General features: G+C 61.9%; 8 protein-coding genes and 1 pseudogene. 5 read left to right on the forward strand and 4 right to left on the reverse strand.

Annotation, left to right across the window (positions count from 1 at the left end; translation table 11 throughout):
* Positions 1-91: 91 nt before the first annotated feature.
* On the reverse strand, positions 92-973 hold the full coding sequence (locus tag ACZ9H4_RS30205; protein WP_476122369.1) for an RNA polymerase sigma-70 factor: 882 nt from the start codon (positions 971-973) through the stop codon (positions 92-94).
* 222 nt (positions 974-1195) lie between these two features.
* Positions 1196-1833 (reverse strand): annotated as a pseudogene (locus ACZ9H4_RS30210) (transposase); the annotation flags it as partial.
* A gap of 418 nt (positions 1834-2251) precedes the next feature.
* Here ACZ9H4_RS30210 and ACZ9H4_RS30215 point away from each other — a divergent pair.
* The 5 genes from ACZ9H4_RS30215 (at position 2252) to ACZ9H4_RS30235 (ending at position 8701) form a co-directional block, all read left to right on the forward strand.
* Positions 2252-2515 (forward strand): PepSY domain-containing protein, encoded by a 264-nt coding sequence (locus tag ACZ9H4_RS30215; RefSeq protein ID WP_408141093.1) that lies wholly within the window; start codon positions 2252-2254, stop codon positions 2513-2515.
* 16 nt (positions 2516-2531) lie between these two features.
* Positions 2532-3062 carry a cytochrome b/b6 domain-containing protein gene (locus tag ACZ9H4_RS30220; RefSeq protein WP_408152184.1) on the forward strand — a complete coding sequence of 177 codons (531 nt, stop codon included), beginning with the start codon at positions 2532-2534 and terminating at the stop codon, positions 3060-3062.
* A 650-nt stretch (positions 3063-3712) separates the two neighbouring features.
* A complete protein-coding gene (locus ACZ9H4_RS30225; protein WP_408141095.1) occupies positions 3713-4999 on the forward strand; it encodes an MFS transporter in 1287 nt (428 codons plus the stop codon).
* Positions 5000-5018: 19 nt separating this feature from the next.
* A complete protein-coding gene (locus ACZ9H4_RS30230) occupies positions 5019-7442 on the forward strand; it encodes a TIM-barrel domain-containing protein (protein ID WP_476122370.1) in 2424 nt (807 codons plus the stop codon).
* Positions 7443-7513: 71 nt separating this feature from the next.
* Positions 7514-8701, forward strand: coding sequence for a porin (locus ACZ9H4_RS30235; protein ID WP_408141097.1), 1188 nt, complete (start codon positions 7514-7516; stop codon positions 8699-8701).
* 306 nt (positions 8702-9007) lie between these two features.
* Here the strand turns inward: ACZ9H4_RS30235 and ACZ9H4_RS30240 are convergent, their stop codons facing one another.
* Both ACZ9H4_RS30240 and ACZ9H4_RS30245 read right to left on the reverse strand, forming a co-directional pair.
* A complete protein-coding gene (locus tag ACZ9H4_RS30240; RefSeq protein WP_408141098.1) occupies positions 9008-10681 on the reverse strand; it encodes an FAD-dependent oxidoreductase in 1674 nt (557 codons plus the stop codon).
* 474 nt (positions 10682-11155) lie between these two features.
* Complete coding sequence (locus ACZ9H4_RS30245) at positions 11156-11959, reverse strand: transporter substrate-binding domain-containing protein (RefSeq protein WP_476122371.1); 804 nt, start codon at positions 11957-11959, stop codon at positions 11156-11158.
* Positions 11960-12029: the final 70 nt, after the last annotated feature.

A 12029-nucleotide genomic window follows, 5' to 3' on the forward strand; every position in this document is an offset into this window, starting at 1 on the left:
GCCGCCCGGGCCCGGTAGACATGCCAGGGTGCTCACGCTGTTGCCCGCTCGACACCAATCGCGCGGACGCCTCCTGCCGTGGAGAAAATCTTCAGCAAGCTCCGAATGCGGCCGCGAGACGCACGAGCTTGTCCGGATTGCGCTGCACCTGGATGCGCACGATCCGCGCGCCATCAATCTCATACGACTGCGCGGATTCCAGGGTGCCTTCGATGAAGCGCAACAGCGCCCACTGTCCGTTGAGCACCGCGAGTTCGATGCGCAGTTCGCTGCCAAAGCGCCGGCTTGCGGCGTAGAACAGTTGCGCGATGCGCCTGCCGCCGACCATCGGTCTGGGGAAGCTCGGCACGCGGCCGCCGCCATCGCCGACGAGCACGGCGTCTTCAGCGAGCATGCCGTTGATGGCCGCGAAGTCGCCGCGCTCCAACGCCTGCGCGAACACTTGCAGCAACCGCAGATGGCTTTCGCGCGACACCGCGAAACGCGGCCGTTCATCGCGCAACTGTGTCTTCGCGCGGCTCACCAACTGGCGGCAAGCGGCTTCGCTTTTGCCGATGGCGTCGGCCACTTCATCGTAGTCGGCATCGAAAACTTCTCGCAGCAGGAATGCTGCGCGCGCCTCGGGCGTCAGTCGTTCGAGCAGCATCAGGAACGCAACCGACACGTCGTCCGCTCGCTCCTTGATCTCCTCGGGGGTGACCGGCGACTCGATGATGTGCGGCTCTGGAAGCCAGATACCTGCGTAGTGCTCGCGCTGCACCTTGGCGGCGCGCAGCCGGTCGATCGACAGACGCGTGGTGACCGATACGAGCCACGCTTCCGGAGTGTCGATGGTGGCGCGGTCTGCGCCATGCCATCGCAGCCATGCGTCCTGCACCACGTCTTCGGCTTCCGCAACCGACGCCAGCATCCGGTACGCGATGCCCTGCAAACGAGGGCGAAGCCTGTCGAAGATGCGGGTCGCGTCATCCATCTGGGCGGGCTCCTGATGTGGCGTGTCGAGGGAGGAGGGAGTGCGCTTCATCGAAGATCTGGTTGGTTCGGGATTCGTTGTGGTGAAGTGAATCACGCAAGATGAGGACTATGTTCCTGGTGAATGCGGCGAGTCATGTCTGGCAGCTTGCCGCCTTTTAGTATAGCCGTGCGGATGTGCAGCATCTGTCTGTGGTCTGCGGGCATCGCAACGTTGGCCAACACGCCGAAGCAGCAACTGATGGTCGCGCATGACGCGATAGACCCGCTTGGCGTTCACGCACGGCGCACCAGTCATTTCGTGACTATGTCGCAGCAGTGCCCCAGACTCGCCGGTCTCCATACGTCGGCAAGCCCCGCCACGTGCTCGTGATTGCAGCGACCAGCTCCGTGTCGTCGGTCTGTCGGGCGCGGCGGCCGTCCTGCCAGTCCGGCGAACGGGCTTTTCTGACTGGCAGAGCAGAGCACGCCACGCCGAGAACATCGCAGACCGCTTTCGTTGGTCGTCCCCGGGCAGTAAGGGCGAGCGCGCAATCCAGTTTTTTTGAGGGGCCATATTCGACTGCTTCCTTCAGGATTTCTTCCTCCAGCGTCTTCTTGTCAAACAGACGTTGGAGTTCCCTGATTTCCTTCATCGCTGAGGCTAACTGCGAGGCGGGCACCACGGTTCCCCCGCCTTCACCGCAGCCAGGCTGCCTTCCTCGTATTGCTTGCGCCACGCAAACGCCTGGTTTCGGTTCAGCCCGTGTCGTCGGGAACCGCTGAAACCGTTGCTCCCGGCTCCAGGGCTTCCTGCACGATGGCCACTTTCTCCTGGACGGAACGTCGACGACGGCGCTCCGGTCCCGTCAACACTTCCATCACTTCTTGCTTGTTGTTAGTCAAAAACACTGTCGTATGCCTACCCGCTATTGTAAGTGGGAGACTGTGTCCGGAGTTTCAGGGGGCCGCTCCAGTCAGCCGTGGTAGCGGTTATATGCGATCGAACAGATTCGCAGACCGTTCCGGGTCGAGACGACGCATTCGTCAATGACGAAAGCTGACATTCGCCGGCACCTACTCGCGAATGTCGGCGAAGCTTGATTTCATTTTTTCGAGTTTATTGTTAGCCGCCAGCAGATTGTTTCCCAGTCTTTCGTATCCTTTCCCCTTCTATTGGGCAGGGACAATCGCGAGCGGCACCTTCGTTCCGCGCTCCGCTCAACCTTACAGTTTACTTGCGATCGATTCTCGTTTGAAGTAGGCTGACCGCTCGACAAATCAGCGGGCGAGGTGACCGATGTTCAAGTTTCTGGTGTTGATGGCGGCGTTCGGCATTTCCGGTGCAGTATTCGCGAAGGCCGATTGTGTGGCCCATCCGAAGAGCGAATGGATGAAGGAGTCGGATGCGCGCGCCCAACTGGAAGGGCAGGGCTACAAGATCAAAAAGTTCAAGGTCGACGGCAACTGCTATGAAATCTACGGCCACAACAAAGAGGGCAAGAAGGTCGAGATTTACTTCGACGCCAAGACACTGGATGTCGTGAAGTCGGAAATCGACTAACCGCAGGCGGTACGCGATGCCCGTCAAGATCTGGGACATCTGGGTGCGGTTCACGCACTGGAGCGTCGCGGGCATCGTCGTGTGGAATCTGTTCGGCTCGACCGATCAGATGCATCGAATTCTCGGCTATGTTGCCGCGGGGCTCGTCGTGTCGCGCATCGTGTGGGGTTTTATCGGCACGATGAACGCGCGGTTTTCTGCATGGTGGCCGACGCACTCGCGTCTCATGGAATATCTTCGCTCGCTTGCCGTTGGCAGGCCGCAGCATCATCTGTCGCACAATCCGCTTGGCGGCGTGATGGCGTTGACGTTATGGCTGCTGATTCTGGCGCTGGCCGTGAGCGGCTGGATGATGCGCCTCGACGCATTCTGGGGAGAGGACTGGCCGCAGGACCTTCACACCTGTCTGTCGATCGCGCTGCAGGTCTGCGTGTGCGTGCATATTTTGGCGGCGCTCGTGATGAGCGTATGGACGCACGAAAATCTCATCGGCTCGATGCTGTCGGGGTTCAAACGGGAGTCGGGGGATAAGGAGACTTTGCGTTAGCGTTGGGGTTGGCATGGCCGACATAACGGCCTTTGTTGAGCAGCGGCGGTCTCTTCGATTGCTTAAAGATTCGCTGTCCGTATGAAAAGTAAAGCCTCGCTTATCCTGCGGTGCTCGCTGCATTACCGGCGCGTGCGTCGCGAACTTGCCGCGTGTTCCGGCCAATGCAATCGCTCACGTCCGCCTCGACGGCAATGGCGCCATGCTGCGCCGAACGCCAACCGGTCGCGACGTGAGCGGCTGATCACTTAGTAGGCGGCCTGCACGCCGCCGACGTCCCCCGCTCGATCTCTCCGACGCGCCAGGCCGCGTGGCGGCACGCTCGCCAATGTCGCTGGCGAATGCCGACCCCAGACGACTCTCGCTCAACGCCCGATCGCTCAAATCATCGCAAATGTGAACATTTGCGAATCTGAAGGAACAAATTCGCGCATGATCGTGTTTGTCATCAGACATCTCGTTCCTGCGGCACACCGGGTTTATAAGGTAGATATCTCAATATAATCAATAGTGTAAATCTCACACATGGTTTTCCCTGGTGTGATGTCAAGCGACGAGTGATACGATGACTGACGCGAAACGAACAGGAAAAGTTCGAATTCGCGTATACCGCTCGAGGCAACTCGCGGCATCGACAATTCGGAGATACCTTGAAAACAATCGTTGGACTGCGCTGGTGGATCATCGCGCTCGTGTGCCTCGGCACGATCGTCAACTATCTCTCGCGCAATTCGCTCGGCGTGATGGCGCCGCAATTGATGACACTGCTGCACATGAGCACCCAGCAGTATTCGTACGTCGTCGGCGCCTTCCAGATTGGCTACACGGTGATGCAGCCGGTGTGCGGCGTGATCATCGATCTGATCGGCCTGCGGCTCGGTTTCGCGCTGTTCGCCTGCCTCTGGTCGCTGACGGGCGTATTCCACGGTTTCGCGAGCGGCTGGCTCTCGCTCGCGGCATTGCGCGGGCTCATGGGCCTGAGCGAAGCGGTCGCCATCCCCGCAGGCATGAAGGTGGTTGCCGAATGGTTTCCCGATCGCGAGAAATCCGTTGCGGTCGGCTATTTCAACGCGGGCACGTCGTTCGGTTCGCTGCTCGCGCCGCCGCTGGTCGTCTTCCTCTCGTTGCGCTATGGCTGGCAAAGCGCGTTTGCCGTGACGGGCGCGCTCGGCTTCGTGTGGGCCGCCGCGTGGTATCTGCTGTACCGCTCGCCGGCGGATCACTCGCGCATCAGCGAGGTGGAGCGCGAAAAGATCGTCAGCGGGCAGGCGCCTGCCGCGCCGCGCCGCCGCAGCGTGCGCGAGGTATTGCGCACGCGCCGCTTCTGGGCGATTGCGCAAGCGCGCTTTTTCGCGGAACCCGCGTGGCAGACCTTCAGTTTCTGGATTCCCCTTTATCTCGCCACCCAGCGTCACATGGATCTGAAGCAGATCGCGATGTTCGCGTGGCTGCCCTTTCTCGCCGCCGATCTGGGCGGGCTGTTCGGCGGCTATCTGTCGCCGTTCCTGATGAAACACCTGCGCGTGCCGCTGGTCTGGTCGCGCATCGCGGGCGTCGTGCTCGGCGCCTTCATGATGCTCGGGCCGGCGGCCATCGGCCTCGTCGCTTCGCCGTATCAGGCCATCGCGCTCTTCTGCGTGGGCGGTTTCGCGCATCAGATGATCTCGGCGCTCGTGAATACGCTCGCCGCCGACGTGTTCGACCCGAGCGAGGTCGGCACCGTGGCCGGCTTTGCGGGCATGGCCGCCTGGATCGGCGGCCTCGGCTTCTCGCTGCTCGTCGGCGCGCTCGCCGACTCGATCGGCTATACACCGCTATTCGGCGCCCTCGGCGCTTTCGACCTGATCGGCGCGACGCTGCTGATCATCCTGATGCGCGGCGTCTCTCCCGACGGCCGTCCGCGTCCGATCGCCACCGGCGCCGGCACTCCTGCGTGACCTCATTCGAAGACCCATCATGCGTTCACTGACGAATCTGAAACACCCGCCACGTTTTGCGTTGTCGTCCCAGCTCGACAACCACCTTGTTCTGACCGCGCAGGAAAACTGCCGTATCGAGCTGTTCGTTCTAGCGGAAGACATCATCCGCGTGCTTGTGCTGCCCGACGGCGAATTGCACGGCCCGCGCACCTGGGCAATTGCGCCTGGCACCGACGATGTCGCGCTGGAAGGGCGCGAGCGTCGTGACCTCAACGGCTTCACGCCGCCGCCGTTCGCGGTGTCGAACGACGCGCAGCACCTCGTGGTCGAGACGGCGCGCGTGCGCCTGACGGTCACGCTCGACGGCGGCCTGTGCGCGTGGGACATCCTGCACGACGGCGCCTGGCATCGCGTGATGAGCGATCGCAAGACGCAGTCCTACAACTTCGGCTGGTGGGACAAGCGCGTGTATCACTACATCGAGCGTCGCAAGGACGAGATGTACGTCGGCCTCGGCGAGCGCGCCGGCTCGCTCGATCGTGCGCATCAGAGCTACGAGATGCGCAATATCGACGCGATGGGCTACAGCGCGCGCACGACGGATCCGCTTTACAAGCACATTCCGTTCTACGTGACGTGGCAGCCGCAAACGTCGACCGGCTTCGGCCTGTTCTACGACACGCTCGCCGATTGCCGCTTCGACATGGGCCGCGAGCTCGACAACTACCACGGCCACTACCGCCATCTCATCGCCGAGCATGGCGACCTCGACTATTACTTCATCGCGTCCGCTGGCACGCCGTTGAATGCGGTACGCCGCTTCACGTGGCTGACGGGCCGCCCCGCCTGGATGCCGAAGTGGGGGCTGGGCTACTCCGGCTCGACCATGAGCTACACCGACGCGCCCGACGCGCAGCAGCGCATGGGCGAATTCATCGAACGATGCAGCGAGCACGACGTGCTGTGCGATTCGTTCCATCTGTCGTCGGGCTATACGTCGATCGGTCCGAAGCGTTACGTGTTCAACTGGAATCACGAGAAGTTTCCCGATATCGACGGCTTCGTGCAGAGCTATCTCGACCACGGCGTGCGACTGTGCGCGAACATCAAGCCGTGTCTGCTGCAGGATCATCCGGCATTCGAAGACGCGGCCCGCGCGGGTCTGCTGATCGAGTCGCGCGACGGCGACCCGGCATGGGTGCAGTACTGGGACGAAGTCGGCGCGTATCTGGACTTCACGAATCCCGACACCATCGACTGGTGGAAGGCGCGCGTGAAAGAAAGCCTGCTGAAGCACGGCATCGCGGCGACGTGGAACGACAACAACGAGTTCGAGATCTGGTCGCCTGACGCGATGGCGCGCGGCTTCGGCAAACCGTATCCGGCGCGCGAGGCGAAGGTGCTGCAAACGCAAATGATGATGCGCGCGTCGCACGATGCGCAGCGCGAGCATGCGCCCGATCGGCGGCCATTCCTCGTGTCGCGCTCGGGCGGCGTCGGCATGCACCGCTACGTGCAGACCTGGTCGGGCGACAACTACACGTCGTGGGAGACGTTGCGCTTCAACCTGAAAATGGGCCTTGGACTCGCGATGTCCGGCGTGTCGAACAGCGGCCATGACATCGGCGGCTTCTCGGGTCCGGCGCCGGGCCCCGAGCTGTTCGCGCGTTGGGTCGCGTTCGGTATCTTCCTGCCGCGCTTTAGCATCCACTCGTGGAATGACGACGGCACCGTCAACGAACCGTGGATGTACCCCGAGGTCACGCAGCACGTGGCCGATCTGATCAAGCTGCGCTATCGGTTGATCCCGTACCTGTACGAACTGCTGTGGCAATCTCACCGCGCCTATGAACCCGTTTTGCGGCCGATGTTCGCGGAGTTTCCGCACGACCCGCGCTGCCTCGAAGACGGCGACGACATGATGCTCGGCTCGTCGGTGCTGGTCGCGCCGGTGGTCGATGCGGGCCAGTCGACGCGCGACGTGTATCTGCCTGCGGGCACGCGCTGGGTCTCGTACTGGAGCGGCGAAGTGTTCGACGGCGCTCAGACGGTGACGCTGCCGGCGCCGTTCGAACAACCCGTGTTCCTGCTGCGTGAAGGCAGCGTGGTGCCGTTGAATATCGCCGAACAGCACTTCGGCCACCCCGCGGACGAACGCGCATTCATCGCGGTGCCGCACGCCGGCACCGGCGTGACGCGCGGCGGCTGCGTCGAGGACGACGGAGAGAGCGAAGCCTGGCGCACCGGCGAACAAGGCCGCTGGAACGTCACGATGAAGGGCGACGCGCACACGTTGCGCATTGCGGTCGAACGTGAAGGCTGGATGCAACAGCCGCAGACGCAAGTCCGCCTCTACATGCCGATGCATGAAGCGCGCGCTATCGAGTGTATCGGCGCCACGCTCGCAGCCGACCACACGGCCGAAGGCTGGCGCTGCCTGAGGATCTCCCTGTCCCACTGAACCCCTCAAAAAAGCATCCAGCACCGGCCTGAGGGATCAGGCCGGATATTCAATCCGGAGACCAGCAAGCGATGAACTCTTTGAAGCGCGCGCGAACCCGCGCGTTCGTCCTTTCCTGCCTGCCGTTGGCGGGCGCAGTGGTGTCGAGCAGCGCATCGGCGCAAAGCAGCGTGACGTTGTACGGTGTTGTCGATAACGCGTTCGCCTATGTCAGCAACCAGAACGGCCACTCCAACTTCTACATGAGCCAGGGCAACCTGCAGGCGAGCAAGTTCGGCCTGCTCGGCGCGGAAGACATCGGCGGCGGCACGAAGGCGATTTTCCGGCTCGAAAGCGGCTTTAATTCACTGACCGGCGCGCAAAGCAGCGCTGGCTACATGTTCAACCGACAAGCTTATGTGGGTCTGGCGAATGACCGCTACGGCACGGTGACGCTCGGCCGCCAATACACGCCTTACTTCCAGATGGTCGGTGGACTCGGCCCGACCGGCGTGCTCACCGGTGCGACCGGCGCGCATCCCGGCGATATCGACGCGCTCGACACGACGCTGCGTTTCAATAATTCGGTTACCTATCTATCGCCGGCTATGGCGGGCTTGCAGATGAGCGCGCAATACGGCCTGGGTGGCGCGCCGGGCAGCATTGCCAACGGCAGCCATTTCAGCGCGGCGTTTCGCTACGACTACAGGCCATTCGCAATTGCAGCGGGTTACGTGAAGCTGAAAGACATCGCGACGAGCGCGGCGCTCGGCAGCTTTGCGATCAACTCGCCGGTGAATAACGGCTACGCCACCGCGCGCAGCGCACAACTGTTTGCCGCGGCGGCGCGCTATAGCTTGCAGGACCTGATGGTCGGTATCAACTATTCGAACGTGCAATACGCGCCGGGCAATGGTTCCTTGTTTACGAGCAAGGCCGTGTTCAATACGTACGGCGCAATTTCGACCTGCCGGGTCACGTCCAGCGTGACGGTCGGCGCGGGCTACAGTTATACGCAGGCCAGCAAGGCGAATGGCATCAGCGATCCCGCACGCTATCACCAGATTTCACTCGAACAGACGTACAACCTCTCCGCACGCACGACGCTCTATGCGCTGGAGGCGTATCAGCATGCGCGTGGCAAGTCGCTGGTCGCAACAGGTGCCGGCGCGACGAGTATCGTCGATGCGGTCGCGGTGGTCGGCGACTCGCAGAATACGACGCCGTCGTCCGGACCTTCGCAATTCGTCGGGATGGTGGGGCTAAGGCACGCGTTTTAAGGGCACGAAGGCCGTGGGATTGCGCGTTGCCGATGGCGGCGGGCGTCCCGCGCGAAATTACAATTGTTGACTCTTTCTCGGTTTTGGAAACAGCTATCCGGCATAGTCACGTGCTAAATTACGCCCGCCAGTTTGACTGCGTCCAGGCGCATTGACGAAGACAAGTCGATGGAACGCAGGTTGCGCCTGGACCGGGAGAACTGGCAAACATGCAGCAGCGCAAATAGACAGCCAGGAAAGCACTGGCATTGAAGCCGGCCTCGCACAGAGGCCGGCTTCAACCATTTCGGTGTGAGCTTTCTGAGATTACCCATCGAGCGCCAGAAACTGGTGCAGCGACTGAACCGCGGCAGCGCCTTCCCCGACAGCCGTCGCCACTCTCTTGACCGACCCGCTGCGAACGTCACCCACCGCGAAGATGCCGGGCCGGCTCGTTTCGAGAAAATGAGCGGGGCGCTCCGACGACCACGTGTTGATTGCATCGGGCCCGGTGAGCACAAAGCCATTCCTGTCCAGTTCGACGCAATCGCCGAGCCACGCGGTATTGGGCTGTGCGCCGAGAAAAAGGAAGACATGGCGGATCGCTTTTTCTTCGATCTGCCCTTGCCGGTTCCATTTGATCGATTCGAGCTGTGTGTCGCCGTTCAATTCCACGATCTGCGTTCGCGTATGAACGGTGATATTCGCGGCTGCCTCGATGCGCCTGATCAGGTAATTCGACATACTCGCATTGAGTGCGTCACCGCGGATCACGACGTGCACGTGACGGGCGAATCCCGCGAGAAAGACCGCAGCCTGGCCCGCCGAGTTGCCTCCGCCGACGATGACCAACTCCTGCTGCGGACAGAATGCGGCTTCCATATACGTGGCACTGTAATAGATGCCGCGTCCCTCGAAATGCTCGAGGCGGTCGAGCAAGGGTTTGCGATAGCGTGCGCCGGTCGCGATCACGACCGAGCGGGCATACAGATGCTCGTCATAATTGAGCCGGAGGTGAAAGGGCGGCCCGTTGTGACATTCGATGCCGAGTACTTCGATTGGCACGCCGACCTCGGCGCCGAATTTACGACATTGCGACAGGCCGCGCCCGGCAAGCGCTTGCCCCGATATACCCGTTGGGAAGCCGAAGTAATTTTCTATCTTCGAACTGGTGCCCGCCTGGCCGCCCGGCGCCTTGGTGTCCAGCACGGCCACTCTCAATCCTTCGGAAGCCGCATAGACCGCAGCCGCAAGACCGCCCGGTCCCGCACCGACTACCACCACGTCGAACCGCTCGCCGTTCAGGCGGTCGGGGCTGAGCCCGATCGCGTCGGCGACGGCCCGATGGGTCGGCTGCTTTAGCACGTTGCCTTGCAACGTGACCACCACTGGCAAATCGGCTTCGGTTGTGCCATAGCGCTCAAGGAGTGCTTTCGCTTCCTCGTGTTCGACGATATCGAAGTAAGCAAAAGGATGAGCGTTGCGGCTCAGGAAATGCCGCAGCTTGAGCGTATCCAGCGAAGCCGAACTGCCGATGACCAGCACGCCGCCGTTCTGATCCTGAATGAACGCGACGCGCCGCAGGATATAGGCGCGCATGATCGTTTCGCTCAATTCCGCTTCAGCGATGACGAGCGCGCGGAGCGACTCCTCATCGATCACGATCACTTCGCAGTCGCTGGTGGCACGGGCGCTCGCCACCGCGGCGCGACCGGCAAGCGTTCCTACTTCGCCAGTGAAACTGCCGGGGCCGTGCAGGCCCAGAACGTGCAGGTTCTCCCCTGTGCCCCTCGTCGCCTCGATGGTGCCGGAGACGATGGCGAACATGGGTATATGGCGCTCGCCTTCGGAGAACAGCACGTCGCCGGTGATCAGCTTGCGCCGTTCGCCGTATCGTTCCAGAAGTGCGAATTGCCGCTCATCCAGCTTTGGAAAGATCTGGTAGTGGCGGCTGCCGCCTGCCAGCAGCTCTTCCAGTTTGCCTGAAGACTTATTGCTCATGGACGCGTTCCGAAGGGATAGGCGCACGGTGCGTGCGGGAGTGAGTCTGTGGGCGGTGGCCGGTTGGAACTGGCGAGAGTCACGCGGGCCGCGATATTCGGACAGATTGTGCGCCCGAGTTCTGCCCCAGGTAAAGTGCGCGGGAATTGGCGGCGGGGCGCACGTGAGTGCGCGAAGAGAACGGGCGCTGAGTGGCGGGCGTGGGGCAGTCGCCTTTGTGCGAGCGAGCGATCGGTTTCAAATGGCGGAGAGGAGGCGAGTCAGGCGCGCTGCGCTGGTACTTCCGGCTTTCGCGCAGTGCTTACCAGGTGCGGCCGGTGATGGGTGGACGGCGGGTCCGATTGCGCGGCGGGCTGGCTAATATGACCGCGTGATGAGTCACGACATCGAGGGATGTCGCCGCGCGATCAGTGTGCAATCCGCCACGCCAATCAAACCAGCGGATCGGCGTGGCTATGCAGAAAAGCCGCGGAATTACTGCGCAACGGGTTGGGTCACGTCGGTGCCGAACCAATGAACGGATATCTTTTTCAGCGTGCCGTCCTGCTTCAATTCAGTGAGTGCGTCGTTGATGGCTTTCGCAAACTTGGGATTGTTCTGGCGGAACGGGATGCCCATCTCCTGATCGGCTCCCTTGAGTACCGCACCGGGGCGAAGCGGCAGCTGTGAGGTCTTGATGATGTACGGCAGCATCAGCCGGTCGTCGATCGTCGCATCGATACGCTTGCTAGCGAGGTCACGCAGCTTTTCGGGCGCGCCGGGGTAGGTTTGCACGTTAATGCCCTGGACGGCTCGCGCCATCTGATCGTAGTTGGTCCCGAGTGTCACCCCCAGCTTCTTGTCCCCCTTGAACTCGTCCAGGGACTTGAATTCGCGCTTGTCGTCCGCGCGCTGAATCAATTGCGCGGCCGAGTAGGTGTAGGGCTGACTGAAGTCCAGGGCCTGCTTGCGTTGCGGGGTGATCGTCACCTGGTTCACGATGACGTCGAACTTCCCGGTCTGGAGCGCCGCGATGATACCGCTCCACTCTGTGGGAATGAACTGCGGCTTGACGCCGAGCTTGGCGGCAACCGCTTTCGCGACATCGACATCGAAGCCTTCGAGTTGGCCGTCGCTGCTCCGATAGTCGAACGGAGGATAGGTGCCTTCCAGACCCACCTTGAGTACCCCGGCCTGCTTGACGGTGTCCAGCAGATCTTCAGCATGGGCGGCAACGGAGGCCAAACCGGCGGCCGATAGAGCCAACAGGCTGATGAGCACGCGCTTCGACAATTTCATTGAACATCTCCTTGTTATTCGAGTATTGAACTGCCTGACTACTTCACTACGAAAGAACGGGTTCAGCTTG

The organism is Paraburkholderia sp. TE9906 (assembly GCF_056279605.1).

Excerpts from the sequence above, each read along its gene's own strand:
- ACZ9H4_RS30245 (WP_476122371.1), bottom strand. The coding sequence starts at position 11,959 with ATGAAATTGTCGAAGCGCGTGCTCATCAGCCTGTTGGCTCTATCGGCC.
- ACZ9H4_RS30230 (WP_476122370.1), top strand. The coding sequence starts at position 5,019 with ATGCGTTCACTGACGAATCTGAAACACCCGCCACGTTTTGCGTTGTCG.
- ACZ9H4_RS30215 (WP_408141093.1), top strand. The coding sequence starts at position 2,252 with ATGTTCAAGTTTCTGGTGTTGATGGCGGCGTTCGGCATTTCCGGTGCA.
- ACZ9H4_RS30220 (WP_408152184.1), top strand. The coding sequence starts at position 2,532 with ATGCCCGTCAAGATCTGGGACATCTGGGTGCGGTTCACGCACTGGAGC.
- ACZ9H4_RS30240 (WP_408141098.1), bottom strand. The coding sequence starts at position 10,681 with ATGAGCAATAAGTCTTCAGGCAAACTGGAAGAGCTGCTGGCAGGCGGC.
- ACZ9H4_RS30205 (WP_476122369.1), bottom strand. The coding sequence starts at position 973 with ATGGATGACGCGACCCGCATCTTCGACAGGCTTCGCCCTCGTTTGCAG.
- ACZ9H4_RS30235 (WP_408141097.1), top strand. The coding sequence starts at position 7,514 with ATGAACTCTTTGAAGCGCGCGCGAACCCGCGCGTTCGTCCTTTCCTGC.